14 protein-coding genes are annotated in these 13489 nt (G+C 57.0%); 10 read left to right on the top strand and 4 right to left on the bottom strand.

What is annotated here, in order from left to right:
• Positions 1-228: 228 nt before the first annotated feature.
• Entirely contained in the window at positions 229-438 is a 210-nt protein-coding gene (locus tag ACWVX6_RS05920) for a hypothetical protein (protein WP_455152619.1), read from the bottom strand.
• A 103-nt stretch (positions 439-541) separates the two neighbouring features.
• The gene (locus ACWVX6_RS05925) at positions 542-1255 is read right to left on the bottom strand and encodes a tetratricopeptide repeat protein (RefSeq protein ID WP_455152620.1); all 714 of its coding nucleotides are present in this window, start codon (positions 1253-1255) and stop codon (positions 542-544) included.
• 255 nt (positions 1256-1510) lie between these two features.
• Here ACWVX6_RS05925 and ACWVX6_RS05930 point away from each other — a divergent pair, with 255 nt between their 5' ends.
• The 3 genes from ACWVX6_RS05930 to ACWVX6_RS05940 all read left to right on the top strand — a co-directional run bounded on the left by ACWVX6_RS05930 (position 1511) and on the right by ACWVX6_RS05940 (position 5047).
• Positions 1511-2770, top strand: coding sequence for an SPFH domain-containing protein (locus ACWVX6_RS05930; RefSeq protein ID WP_455152621.1), 1260 nt, complete (start codon positions 1511-1513; stop codon positions 2768-2770).
• Positions 2771-2949: 179 nt separating this feature from the next.
• On the top strand, positions 2950-4056 hold the full coding sequence (locus ACWVX6_RS05935) for a hypothetical protein (RefSeq protein ID WP_455152622.1): 1107 nt from the start codon (positions 2950-2952) through the stop codon (positions 4054-4056).
• A 13-nt stretch (positions 4057-4069) separates the two neighbouring features.
• Positions 4070-5047 (top strand): TPM domain-containing protein, encoded by a 978-nt coding sequence (locus tag ACWVX6_RS05940; RefSeq protein ID WP_455152623.1) that lies wholly within the window; start codon positions 4070-4072, stop codon positions 5045-5047.
• Positions 5048-5115: 68 nt separating this feature from the next.
• On the opposite strand, the gene ACWVX6_RS05945 is transcribed toward ACWVX6_RS05940, so the two are convergent.
• Both ACWVX6_RS05945 and ACWVX6_RS05950 read right to left on the bottom strand, forming a co-directional pair.
• The gene (locus ACWVX6_RS05945) at positions 5116-5973 is read right to left on the bottom strand and encodes a hypothetical protein (protein WP_455152624.1); all 858 of its coding nucleotides are present in this window, start codon (positions 5971-5973) and stop codon (positions 5116-5118) included.
• Positions 5973-6446, bottom strand: a complete 474-nt coding sequence (locus ACWVX6_RS05950; protein WP_455152625.1) for a hypothetical protein — start codon at positions 6444-6446, stop codon at positions 5973-5975. The genes ACWVX6_RS05945 and ACWVX6_RS05950 overlap by 1 nt, the downstream gene beginning before the upstream one ends.
• 315 nt (positions 6447-6761) lie before the next feature.
• Here ACWVX6_RS05950 and ACWVX6_RS05955 point away from each other — a divergent pair, with 315 nt between their 5' ends.
• The 7 genes from ACWVX6_RS05955 to gltX all read left to right on the top strand — a co-directional run bounded on the left by ACWVX6_RS05955 (position 6762) and on the right by gltX (position 13455).
• The gene (locus ACWVX6_RS05955; protein WP_455152626.1) at positions 6762-7826 is read left to right on the top strand and encodes an FkbM family methyltransferase; all 1065 of its coding nucleotides are present in this window, start codon (positions 6762-6764) and stop codon (positions 7824-7826) included.
• A gap of 98 nt (positions 7827-7924) precedes the next feature.
• Positions 7925-8347: an HIT family protein gene (locus tag ACWVX6_RS05960; RefSeq protein WP_110437098.1), complete on the top strand. Its 423-nt coding sequence runs from the start codon at positions 7925-7927 to the stop codon at positions 8345-8347.
• 141 nt (positions 8348-8488) lie between these two features.
• Entirely contained in the window at positions 8489-9538 is a 1050-nt protein-coding gene (locus tag ACWVX6_RS05965; RefSeq protein WP_455152627.1) for an FAD:protein FMN transferase, read from the top strand.
• The gene (locus ACWVX6_RS05970) at positions 9528-9899 is read left to right on the top strand and encodes a NusG domain II-containing protein (RefSeq protein WP_455152628.1); all 372 of its coding nucleotides are present in this window, start codon (positions 9528-9530) and stop codon (positions 9897-9899) included. Before ACWVX6_RS05965 ends, ACWVX6_RS05970 begins: the two co-directional genes overlap by 11 nt.
• Before the next feature lie 12 nt (positions 9900-9911).
• The gene (locus tag ACWVX6_RS05975; protein WP_455152629.1) at positions 9912-10427 is read left to right on the top strand and encodes a Gx transporter family protein; all 516 of its coding nucleotides are present in this window, start codon (positions 9912-9914) and stop codon (positions 10425-10427) included.
• Positions 10428-10477: 50 nt separating this feature from the next.
• The gene (locus ACWVX6_RS05980; RefSeq protein WP_417191331.1) at positions 10478-10810 is read left to right on the top strand and encodes a hypothetical protein; all 333 of its coding nucleotides are present in this window, start codon (positions 10478-10480) and stop codon (positions 10808-10810) included.
• Between the two features lie 992 nt (positions 10811-11802).
• Positions 11803-13455: a glutamate--tRNA ligase gene (gene gltX / locus ACWVX6_RS05985; protein WP_455152630.1), complete on the top strand. Its 1653-nt coding sequence runs from the start codon at positions 11803-11805 to the stop codon at positions 13453-13455.
• The last annotated feature ends 34 nt before the right edge of the window (positions 13456-13489 follow it).

The following is a 13489-nucleotide window of genomic DNA, read 5'->3' on the forward strand; positions in this document are numbered from 1 at the left end:
GAGTAACTGTATAACTATATCACCATCGAAAAGGAATTTCAACTGTTTTTTTCAAAATCGAACAACAGGCCGGATATACTTCCAGAAACGTACACAATCGTGCACAAAATAGAACACACGACCGGGTGCGGTATCCAGACAGCAGCCGGCGGCCGCTCGGCTCGTTCATGAACGCCATCTGCTGCTCGGCTTCGGGGACAAGCTGCCGCAGAAGCGCGCTGACCGTTTCTAAATCCGCTCCGGGAATGCGAGCCTGCTTTTGCATAAAATCCCAGTAACCGATGCTCTCGTAGTTGCGAATGTGTGCGAAACCTGCGACGGCGAACAGTCAAGCAGCCGGGCTAAATACGCGAGTGTCAGCGTTTCGCCCTCGCGCGCACGGATACAGCGGTCAATCTCAGCGATCAGCCGCAGAACATTGTCGTGCCAGTTTTGCATGAAAATCACTCCTTGTCCCTGCATGATACAGGAAAATGAGCTGTGCCGCTTGATCTGATCTGCAAAAAAAGAAAAACCGACGTAAAAACGCCGGTTTTCGATCTTATCCGTTCTTCTTGATGGCATTGATGAGCTGCTCGGCCTGCGGAGCGCCGTGCTTCTTGGCCTGCTCGGCCCAGTAGAGCGCCTCGTGCGCGTTATGCGGCGTGCCTTCGCCGCGTGCGTACAGGATGGCGGTGTTCATCATGCACGCTGCGTTGCCGCCCTGAGCGGCCTTGAGAAAATACTGGAAGGCGAAGGCCGCATCCTGCGGAACGCCGGTACCGGTGCTGTACAGCCATGCCAGACGGCCCATCGCCAGCACGTTGCCGCGGTTTGCGGCAATCTGGTACCAGCGGACAGCCTCGTCCATGTCCTTCTCCAAGCCGCGGTCGCCCGTCTCGATCAGGCTGGCGATCAGTGCCGCAGCCTCCGGATGACCGTATTCAGCGGCCTTGCGGTACCAGGTGAGCGCGGTCTGCTGATTCTTTTTCACGCCGAAGCCCTTGTCATGGTAGCACGCCAGATTGAACATAGCAACCGGATCGTTTTGCTCAGCCGCCTTTTTTGTCCATTCAAAGGCATTCTCAGCATTCTTTTCCACGCCCTGTCCGCGCTCATACAGCGAGCCGAGCGCACGCTGCGCCGGTGCGCAGCCGTCCTCCGCAAGAGCCAGCCACTGACCGGCCGCTTCAGCAAAATTGCCTGCCTTATATGCGTCCAGAGCCTGATTGAACGCCTGTTCAATGCTCTGCTGATTTTCCTTGTTCGCTTCCATTGTTTACTCCTCCAGACAGTACCGCCTCCGAAATATGCGGTATGCAGATATCTTATTTTATCACACCGCACGTCGAAAGTCTACGAAAAAGCGAAAGAAATAGCATGGCACAACCGTATCTTGACAAAAATGTGAAATGTGTGTGAATGGACTTGCGCTTTGCGCTGAAAAAACGTAAACTGGAAATAGGATTTCTTAAACTAAGGTATAGATTGTAAAACAACGGCACTCTATCAGATAAAAGGAGAATGTCAAATGGGACTTATCAAAGCAGCAGCAGGCGCGGGCGGCGGTGTGCTGGCTGACCAGTGGAAGGAATATTTTTACTGTGATGCGATAAACGCGGACGTGCTCGCGGTCAAGGGCCGCAAAAAGGTCACCAAGCGGTCGAGCAACACCAAGGGCGACGAGGATATCATCACAAGCGGTTCGGTCATCGCGGTGGCGGACGGACAGGCGATGATGATCGTCGATCAGGGCAAGGTCGTGGAAGCCGCATTCGAGCCGGGTGAGTTCGTCTACGATTCGTCCGCCGAGCCGACTATTTTCGCCGGTTCGTTTGGTGACAGCGTGTGCAAAATGTTCGCCAACATGGCCAAGCGCTTCACGTTCGGCGGAGAAGCGCCGCGCACGCAGCGCGTCTACTATTTCAACACCAAGGAGCTGACCGGCAACAAGTACGGAACCGCGTCTCCGGTGCCGTTCCGCGTGCTCGATGAGCGGGCGGGCATCGACATGGACATTGGTCTGCGGTGCTTCGGCGAGTACAGCTACAAGATTGTCAATCCCATGCTGTTCTATACCAACGTGTGCGGCAACATGGCAGAGGAATACCGCCGGGAAAATCTGGACAGCCAGCTCAAAAGCGAGCTGCTGACCGCGCTGCAGCCCGCATTTGCACGCATTGGTGCAAATGGTGTGCGCTACTCGGCGCTGCCCGCGCATACGATGGAAATTGCAGACGCGCTCAACGAACAGCTTTCGTCCAAGTGGCGTGAGCTGCGCGGCATCGAGATCGTGTCGTTCGGCGTCAACTCGGTCAAGGCAGACGAGGAGGATGAAAAGACCATCAAGGAAATGCAGCGCGAGGCTGCCTACCGCGACCCGACCCGTGCGGCAGGATCGCTCGTGCACGCGCAGGCCGAGGCGATGAAGTCTGCGGCAGCGAACGCGAACGCCGGTCCGGCGATGGCGTTCATGGGCATGAATATGGCTGGTCAGGCAGGCGGCGCCAGCGTGCAGAATCTGTACGCAATGGGTCAGCAGCAGGCGCAGGCGGCAGGCGAGTGGACGTGCTCGTGCGGACAGACCGGCAACACCGGAAAATTCTGCATGGGCTGCGGCAGGCCCAAGCCCGAGCAGAACAGCTGGAAATGCGTTTGCGGTACGGTCAATACCGGCAAATTCTGCTCCGAGTGCGGAAAACCCCGACCGGAGAATACGGCCTGGACGTGCTCGTGCGGCGCGGTCAATCAGGGAAAGTTTTGCTCGGAGTGCGGAAAAGCAAGAAATTAGTAATTAGAAATGAGGAATTAGTAATGAAACGTAGGGGCGCACATTGTGCGCCCGAAATCAAACGGTATGCAGATGGTTTACACGGGCGGCCGCTGACCGCCCTCTGCGGAACACGTTCACCATAAAAATAATTACTAATTACTAACTACTAATTCCTGATTCTCCAAAGGAGGATAGAAATGTCAGACAAAGCAACAAACTATCAATGCCCGTCCTGTACGGGACCGCTGCACTACGACGGCGCCGCGGGACGGCTGCAATGCGACTACTGCGGCTCGTCATTTGACCCGGCAGAGATCGAAAAGCTGTACGCCGAAAAGGAACAGCAGGCCGCGTCTCAGCCGGAGACGGGGAGCGACACCGGCGAATGGCAGTCCTCCGCAGATGAGGACTGGGGCGCGGACGCGGACAAGATGCGCGTATACAGCTGTCCGTCCTGCGGTGCGCAGCTGATCTGCGAGGAGACCACGGCGGCGACCTCGTGCCCGTACTGCGGCAACCCGACCGTCATTCCCGAGCAGTTCAGCGGCATTCTCAAGCCGGACTACATACTGCCGTTCAAGCTGAGCAAGGAGGATGCGGTTTCCGCGCTCAAGCAGCATTACAAGGGAAAGCTGCTGCTGCCCAAGCTGTTCCGCGATAATAACCATATCGAGGAGCTGCGCGGCATTTATGTGCCGTTCTGGCTGTTTGACGGCGAAGCCGAAGGCAACGCGAATTACATGGCAACGACCACGCGCGTGTTCCGTCACGGAGACACGGAAATCACCGAGACCAGCTTTTACGAGGTGCAGCGCGCGGGTACGCTGCCGTTCAGCCGCGTGCCGGTGGATGCATCGCGCAAGATGCCGGATGATTATATGGATTCCATCGAGCCGTTTGATTATGCCGGCCTGAAGCCGTTCTCGACCGCCTATCTGCCCGGATTTTTCGCGGATAAGTTCGATGTTTCCATCGAGGAGAGCAGCAGCCGTGCGGACAAGCGCTGTCGGCAGTCGCTGTCGGATGCGCTGCAGGGAACCGCGCGAAACGGCCGTCCGTATACCTCGGTCACGCCGACCGGCGAGGACATTCACCTCAAACGCACCGGCGTGCATTACGCGCTGCTGCCGGTCTGGATGCTGAATACCCGCTGGAACGGCAAGAATTACATGTTTGCGATGAACGGTCAGAACGGACGCATGGTCGGTGACCTGCCGGTGGACAGAAAGCGGTTCTGGGGTCTGTTTGCCGCCGTTGCCGTGCCCATGACTGCGGTGCTGACGGCGCTGCTGTATTTTCTGTAAGGAGGCGGCGTAGATGAAAAACAAGAGAAAACTGCGTCTGGCTGCGCTCTTGGCAGTGCTTTTGCTGCTGTTTCCGGCCTTTGCGGTTGAGGACGATATAACGGATGAGAGCGACAACTCGACCACCCAGACGGAGGAAACTGACCAGACCGCACAGCTCGGCGGCACGGATTCGATTGACCCGTCGGCAGACAAGCCGCGCGTGTTCGACTATGAAGAGGTGCTGACGCAGACCCAGATTGACACGCTCGAGGAAAAGACCAGGGCGATCGCGGAGAAGTACAGCATCGGCGTCGGCATCATCACGATTGACGACTACACGCCGTACGGCGATGGCGCTTACGACGCGGCGGAGCAGCTCTACAACGAGCTTGATCTGGGTGCGAGCGAGGACGGCGACGGCGTGGCGTTGCTCATCAGTCTGGATGACCGCGATTTTGCGACCTATGCGCACGGTGCGAAAGCCGAAGAGATTTTCAGTGATGCGGTCCAGCAGGATTTGGAGTCGTATTTCCTGGATAATTTCGGAAACGACGACTGGTACGGCGGCTTTTCGGACTTCGTTTCCGGCTGTGAGTGGTATTTGCAGCATGTCGCCGAAGGCGGCGAAGCCGGTGTGCCAGTGCATAATGAGGTCGAGATTTCGGACAGTACGCAGGAAGACACAGCGGACGATTCGTTTTCGCTCGGCGGTGCATTCGGCCTGTCGCTGCTCATTTCGTGCGTCATTGCACTCATCGTGTGCATGGTGTTCCGTTCGCAGATGAAATCCGTGCGTACACAGATGACCGCAAACCAGTATGTGGGAAACGGCGGTCTCAATCTGACACTCAGCCGCGATATTTACCGTTATACCTCGCAGAAGCGGCGGCAGATTCCGCGGAATGACAATAATAACAACTCGACCGGCGGCGGTCACGGCGGAGCCGGATTTTCCGGCAGCGTCAGCCATACCAGCAGCGGCGGACATGGGAGAAACGGTAAATTCTGAATGGAGAATGCACATAGCTGCATTTTCCGTAAACAAAAAGCAAAAGACAGCCGACAGGCTGTCTTTTTTTATGCAAAAAACGGAGATAATTCCGCAATTTTCGCAATCGTTTTGGATTCTTCCGGAAAGTCCTTCTGCAGCCTTGCGGCACACCGTCTGCAGAAATCCTCATGCAACTCGGGATTCTCCCGCATTTGCTGCTTGAAGCCCCAGATATGGGTAAAATATCCGTTCTGCGCACCGCCGAACAGTGCAGGCAGGTCACTGAGAGCAGCCGCGCGTGCGTGCTTTTTCTCGGCGCACATGGCGAGCAGCCGCTGTTCGGCGAACACCATGTAGGTGAGTGTGTCGTCGGCATCCGGTGAGCAGCGCATGAAGCGGATGGCGGTGTCCGTGTAGTACCGTCGGAACTCGTCATTGCCGAAATAGGCGAGCGCGGTATTGAACGGCTGTACCGTCCAGTCAAATGAATCAAGCGGGAAGCCTTCGGTTTTGGCGAATGCCGTTTGATCCGGATAGATGGACGGCATAATGTCCTCGCGGTGGATGGCTGCGGTGTCCGGTCCGTCGAGCAGATTGCTGATGGATTTCCAGCAGATGAAATCTGTATCAAGCATCACACACGGCGATGGCATAGCGGAGAGCGCGTACAGCTTGCCGGCCGCCCAGAAGGCTGTGGCGTTTATGTCCTCGGGCATGGTGTCCAACAGAGGATACACGCCGTCATCCCACAAAAAACAAAGCCCGAGCGATTCATAATAACGCTTGGCAGGTGTGTCGCAGATCATGCGGATCGAACCGTTCTCCTTGCGCCACTCGAGCGCGGAAAGCGCGGTCGTGAGCAGTTCAAACGGCTCGATTCGGTATTCCATATGGGGATTGCGGACGAAAAACGGCCTTGTCCAGTTGGAGTGGAACGCCTGCATCAGATCAGCTCCAATCCGTAGCCGCCGACCGGGCACGAGCCGGAACCGAACCGGAACGAACCTGATCCGGAGCCGGAATAACTGGTGCGGTAAGAGGTGGTGTACGAGGTCACATACGAGCCGGAGCCTGAGCCGCACGGCACGCAAACGGTCTGTATAACGGTGGTTTCACCGGATGCGGAGACAACGGTTTCCTCACCCGCTGTCGAGGGGACAGCGCCGCCCATGATGGGCACCGGCGGGCGTTCGTCATCGGCCGGATACCAGCCCTCCGGGTAGGGGTCAACCGCGAAAACAGGTGCTGGTGCGGCAGACTGTGTCGGCTCGCTTGCTTCGGGTGCGGTCTCGGGAGCAGGTGCTTCTTCGGTTTTTGGCTGGCAGTGCCGCGCATAGCTCGCTTCGTCGAACACAACGCCGTCGATCTCGCGGTATTTTTCCGGATTCATTGCCACAATACCGTTCGGTTTGGACATAACACCACACACCTCTCATTCACTAATTATAATTATATATGAAGGGAGCGCAATCCGCAACCGCAAACAAGCAAAATTTTGGCTTTACAATCCGCAGACGGGTTTCGTATAATAGTAGGGAGAAAACAGATACGGTGTTCCGGTCGGTTTATTATGCTGTACCATGTAAAATATTGTAGGGGCGCGCATTGCGCGTCCGTTTTATCAGGTTGGCACAATATCAATTCTGCGGATTGGATTAAACAATTACCGTGAGGCACCCGCCCTACGGTAAAAGTTAGATAAATGTCATTTGTATATAGAATGGGAGAAAATATGGATTTTTTATCGTTAGAGCAGTCGGTCTGGCGCCGATTGCAGCAGGAAACGCGCCCGATCGCGCTGTACGGCATGGGCGACGGCGCGGACAAAATACTTGCGCAGTTTGAGCGGCTGGGCATTCGCGCATCCGCGGTGTTCGCGAGTGATGAATTTGCCCGCGGCAATCTGTTCCACGGGTTCTGCGTGCGCAAGCTGTCGGACACGGTGGCGGAGCTTGGCGAGGATATTGTAATCGTGATTGCGTTCGCCAGCCAAAGAGCCGAGGTGCTGCAGCTGATGTATGCGCTCGAGGACAAATACGATGTGGTGGCGCCGGACGTGCCGGTGGTCGAGGGACCGCTGTTCGATGAGGATTTCGTGCGCGCGCATCAGGACGAGATGCAGCGCGCGTATGATCTTCTGGCGGATGATTTGTCGCGCGAGGTGTTCCTCGACACCGTGCGCTTTAAGCTGTCCGGCAAAATGGAATACCTGCGTCACAGCGAATCAGACAAGAATGAGGTGTTTCATAATCTCCTGCGCCCGACCGCAGAGGAGCACTTCTCCGACCTCGGCGCATACAACGGCGACACCATCCGCGAGCTGCTGCACTACACGGACGGCAAGTTTGCGTCCGTTACCGCCCTCGAACCCGATCGCCGCAGCTTCCGCAAGCTGAATGAGTGGGCGAGTGCCAATATCACGGGCGATGTTATGCTCGTGCAGGCGGGCGCGTGGAACGAGGACACGGTCAAATGCTTCACCGATCAGGCAGGCCGCCAGTCCCGCGTAGCGGGGCAGGGCAAAGAGACGCAGATGCGTGCGCTCGACAGCGTGCTGTCCGGCCGCCCGTGCACCTATCTTAAAATGGACGTGGAGGGCGCAGAGCGCGAAGCCATCGCCGGTGCAGAGAAAACCATTCGGCAGTACGCACCCAAGCTGAATATTGCTGCCTATCACCGCAGTGAGGACTTCTTTCAGCTGCCGCTGCTCATCCATGCGCTGCAGCCGAGCTACCGGCTGTATCTGCGTCACCATCCTTATGTTCCGGCGTGGGATACGAATTTGTACGCAATATAAAAAACAGTGGAAATCCCGGTCGGGCCGTTGTATAATAAAGATAGATTACGGCAGGGTGTGACCTGCCGGAGAATTTATACATGAAGGAGATCATAACAATGGGTTGTTTTTACTGTGATGAGCACCATGAGGGCCGCGAAGCAATCATGTTTAAGGTTGGCGACATGAAGGCAGGTACCCTGTACCTGTTCAAGGATCAGGCACACAAGGGCCGCTGCGCACTGGCGCTTAAGAGCCATAAGAAGGAGCTGTGCGAGTGCGACGAGCAGGAGCGCAACGATTACTGTGCAGATCTGGCTGCTGCTTCCGGCGCTATTAAGAAGCTGTGGGGCTGCACCAAGATCAACCTCGGTTCGTTCGGCGACAGCAATCCGCATCTGCATTTCCACATCGTACCGAAGTACGAGGGCGGCTTTGAGTTCGGCGGCAGCTTTGCCATCACCAATCCGGAGCCGGTTATCCTGAAGGACGAGGAGTACAAGGAAATGATCGAGGCTCTCCAGAAGGAGCTTGGCCTTTAATCCTTTGGCTGCATAAGTCACAAACAGCATCGAACTTTACGGTTCGGTGCTGTTTTTTGTCTTATATGATACTTGCGCACTGCGGGAACGTGCGGTATAATGTACAGTGATTTCGTATTGTATAAACAAAGGAGCAATGCTATGAAACGCTATCTTGCAGCGGCGATGCTGCTGCTTGCGCTGTCCGGCTGCGGCTCAAGCGGCAGCAGTACACAGCTTTACACTACCACCGAGGACTTTTTTGCGATGGACACCTACATGTCGGTCGATGTGTCAAGCGAAAAGAGCGAAAGCGCGGCAGAGGACATGGCTGTCAAGATCGAGCAGCGCGTCAATCAGCTGGACGCGGCGCTCTCGCGCACGCAGCAGGCGGGCGATCTCTACAAGCTGAACCACGCGAACGGTCAGCCGACCGAGGTGAGCGATGACACCTACACCGCGCTTAAGAAAGCGCTCGAGTACGCCGAGATGACAAACGGTGCGTTTGACCCGACGATGGCGCCGCTGACCGACCTCTGGGGCATCGGCACGGACAACGCGCGTGTGCCCGCGCAGAGCGAGATTGATGAAGCGCTGACACATGTCGGCTATCAGAACGTCAAGCTGCTCGGCAACAATCAGGTGCAGCTGCTGAACGGCGCACAGGTCGATCTGGGCGGTATCGGCAAGGGCTACGCAGGCGACATCGTGCACGAAATGGTGGAGAGCGACACCTCGGATCAGTGGCACGTTCTGGCGCGGCTGAGCGGCAATGTCGAGATGTACGGCGGCAAAACCGCAGACAGCGGCACGGACAACTGGAACATCGGCATTGCCGATCCGGACGACAACACGGACTCGATTGCGGTGGTGTCGCTGCGTGACGGCTCGGTTGTTACCTCGGGCGATTATGAGCGCTTTTTTGAGCAGGACGGCAAACGCTACCACCACATTTTTGACCCCGCAACAGGGTATCCGGCGGACAGCGGCCTGCGCGGCGTGACCGTCATTGATCCCTGCTCGACCAAGGCGGATGCGCTGACAACGGCGCTGTTTGTCATGGGTCTGGATAAGGGCATGAAATTCTGCGAGGAGAACGAGATTGCGGCCGTGTTCATCACCTCGGACAAGCAGGTGTACACCACATCCAAGACAGGGGACTGCACGTTTGAGTTCCTCGGCGAGAAAAAAGGATACAACTATGCGGAATAAGCTGAAATTCGGTGATTTCGTCATCATCGGCGTGGTTCTGGTGATGGCAGGCGCACTGGCGGCAGCGCTGGCGTTCCACAGCTCCGGTGACAAGCTGTACGCCGAGGTCTGGCAGAACGATACGCTCATCGAGCGGGTGCAGCTGACCGATGCGACCGACCGCACGATCAAGCTGGACGGCAACACCATTGTACTCTCGGGCAAAACGGCGAAAATGGCGGAGGCGGACTGCAAGGATCAGGTCTGCGTGCGCACCGGTACACTTACCCATGCCGGACAGGCGGCGGTCTGTCTGCCGCACCGCGTGGTGCTCAAGCTGGTCGGTGTGAATGACAGCGGCATCGACGCTGTGGTATCGTAAGGGGTGCAGCACATGAAAAATGCAAAACGATTGACGCTCTGCGGCATGCTGGCGGCGGTGGCTGTCGTGCTCTCGCTCGTCGAGCGCATGTTCCCGCTGGATGCCATCGTGCCCGTGCCCGGCGTTAAATTAGGACTGGCGAACGTGGTAACGCTGTTTGCGCTCACACGGCTGAGCGCGAGAGACGCATTCGCCATCGTGGTAACGCGCGTTGCCATTTCCTCACTGCTGATGGGCAGCGTGTCGGCGTTCCTGTTCTCGCTGTTCGGCGGTCTGCTGTCGCTCATCGTGATGGGGATGCTGCTCAAAGCCGAAGGCAGATTCTGCTCGCTGTTCGGCGTGAGCGTGGGCGGCGCTGCGGCGCATAATATCGGGCAGATGGCAGCGGCTGTGATCTGGCTGAAAAACTGGGCCGTGATCGCATATCTGCCGTTCCTGCTCGTGATGAGCGTGCCGCTCGGACTGGTGACGGGACTGACCTGCTCGGTCGTATTACATCACCTCAAAAAAATTGATTTCGGTGCATAAATTTGAAAAAGCAGCCTCATACTAACGAAAACAGATTAGGAGGGACTGCTATGAAAAAGCTGATCGCCCTGCTGGCGGCGCTGACGATGCTGTTCGTCTGCGGCTGCGGCAGCAACAGCAAGGATAACGGCACAGACAACGGCAATGGCACCAACAATGGCACCAACAACGCTGTTGATGAGCGGCACGACACCAATACGAATACCGTCGGTGATGACGTCCGCGAAGGCGTGGACGATGCAGGCAATGCCGTCGGAGACGCGGTGGACGATGCCGGCAACGCCATCCGTGACGGTGCAGACGCCGTGACCGGAGATAACAATAATGCGGCGAAGCAGCCGAATACGGCGAACGGTACGAATGCTCCGGCGGAGAATCCGTAAAAACAGAAACGGCATGGCGTAAGCTGTGCCGTTTTTCTTTGTTTCTTCTGCATCGACTCACTGGGGTACACGAGTTGCGTCAGCAATACGCTCTGTCCGGGCGGGAGTTTTTTCAGCACCGGCTGAGCGGGGTGCGCGAACTGCGTCAGCGTGTTCGCCCCTAACGGGCGGGGAGGTTTTCGCTGAACCTCAGCGGAGAGTTGCGCTCTGCGGAGCGCGGGAGACTGCGGCGCCCGCCGCAGGGGGCAAAAAGGAAGGGACACCTGCGGTTTCCCTTCCTCTTTGAACTCCTACCTTTCCCTTATTTCTTATCCTGGCGAAAATCGGAGAGCGGCGACCGCTTCGAAATAGGGGAACGGCAGTCGGGTTACCTCAGCGTGTCTTTCTCCGCCTTTTCGCAGTTCACAGACAGCGTACTGCTACACATACGGTTTACTCTACGCAGGCGCGACATGCCCGTGTCGCGCGAATCCTTGGCACGTTGTAACGCACGGCACCTGCGAGGATAAATTGCACCGAACGCCTAATCCGTAGGTGCTGTCCGCAAACTCCAGACTTACGAGTTGCGCGGCACTGCTATGCCGCGCCTGCTGGAAGTAGCCGACCTGTGTAGCAGAACGGTATCTGACACTGCGAACAGGTTGCTCAAGAGGACGGACTCCGAAGGTAGTTCGTCCGCAGCAGAGAAAAAATCCTCTGCCGTTCCCCGTATTTCGCAGCGGTCACATGTCGGCAATCTGCGCCAGACCCTCCAAGGGAAAGGGGTGATTCACAAGAGGGTGGAAACCGCAGGTGTCTACCCTCTTGTGCGCCCGCGCGGCGTCAGCGCAATTTCCGTTCGCTTCGCAAGCGGCAAAACAAGCGATTAAAACTGGCTTTATATCTTGCGTACAAGGCTGCATTGTGCTAAAATAATACTATTATGGGAAAAACACTCGTGGAGCGCACAAACCGCGTCTCCGCGCAGTCTAACGAGTTGGAGTGAGAAATAAATGGATTACAACCGTTTGGCGGAACTGCTGTTTCCGCATATCAATACCACGCCGGAGGAGATGGAGGCTCGCTATCCTAAGCGCGAGCTGCCCGAGGGCGCAAAGGTAACCCGTATGGGCCCAAGTCCGACCGGCTTTATGCACCTCGGCAACCTGTACGGCGCACTGGTGGATGAGCGCCTGGCGCACCAGTCCAAGGGTGTATTTTATCTGCGTATTGAGGACACCGACCGCAAGCGTGAGGTAGAAGGCGGCGTGCAGATGATCATCGACGCGTTCAAGTCGTTCGGCCTGCCGTTCGACGAGGGTGCAACGACTGACGGTGAGACCGGCATCTACGGTCCGTACCGCCAGAGCCAGCGTGCCGAGATCTACCAGACCTTCGTCAAGTCCCTCGTGCAGCGCGGTATGGCGTACCCGTGCTTCTGCACCGAGGAGGAGCTCTCCGCCGCGCACGAGCAGCAGGAGAAGAACAAGGAAAACTTCGGCTACTACGGCAAGTACGCCGTATGGCGCGACCGTCCGATGGAGGACATCGAGGCAGAGCTTGCCAAGGGCACGCCGTATGTTGTTCGTTTCCGCTCGGAGGGCAGCATTGAGCATAAAATCCGTCACGAGGATCTCGTAAAGGGCAAGATGGAAGTCACCGAGAACGATCAGGACGTGGTTATCCTCAAGTCCGACGGCATCCCGACCTACCACTTTGCGCACGTTGTGGACGACCATCTGATGGGCACGACCGTTGTTGTCCGCGGCGAGGAGTGGCTGGCAACCCTGCCGGTGCACCTGCAGCTGTTCCGCGCGATGGGCTGGAAGGCGCCGAAGTACGCACACACCGCCCAGCTGATGAAGATCGACCCGGAGACCGGCGGCAAGCGCAAGCTGTCCAAGCGCAAGGACCCGGAACTGGCGCTGACGTTCTACGCGCAGGAGGGCTATCCGGTGCCGGCGGTACTGGAGTACCTGATGACGCTCCTCAACTCCAACTTCGAGGAGTGGCGCCGCGCAAATCCGGACCTGCCGATGAACGATTTCCAGTTTACCACCAAGAAGATGAGCGGCTCGGGTGCGCTGTTTGATATCGAAAAGCTGCGCGACGTTTCCAAGAACGTTATTTCGCGCATGACGGCAGAGCAGGTTTACGACTTTGTTGCCGAGTGGTCTGCTGTTAACGACAAGGAATTTAACGCGTTGCTGACCCGTGACCCGGCATTCTCCAAGGCGTACCTTGCCATCGGCCGCGGCGGCAAGAAACCGCGCAAGGACCTCGCGCTGTGGTCGGATGCCAAGGGCTACATGGACTTCATGTTCGACGAGCTGTTCCAGCCGGATTACACCATGCCGGAGCGCGTTTCCGCCGAGGACGCCAAGGCAATTCTGAGCGATTTTGCAGGCATGTTCGACGAGAAGGATACGCCGGATGGCTTCTTCGACAAGATGAAGCAGATCGCTTCTGCACACGGCTATGCAGCCGATACCAAGGCGTATAAGGCTGACCCGTCCGCCTATAAGGGCGCCGTCGGTGATGTGTCCATGGTTGTCCGCGTAGCAGTGGCGGGCCGCCAGAATGCACCGGATCTCCAGACCGTAATGGGTATTCTGGGTAAGGATAAGGTGCTTGAGAGACTTGATAAGTGCGCGAAAACGCTCTGATAATTAGGAATTAGGAATGAGGAATTAGTAATTA

This window comes from Butyricicoccus sp. (assembly GCF_977037065.1).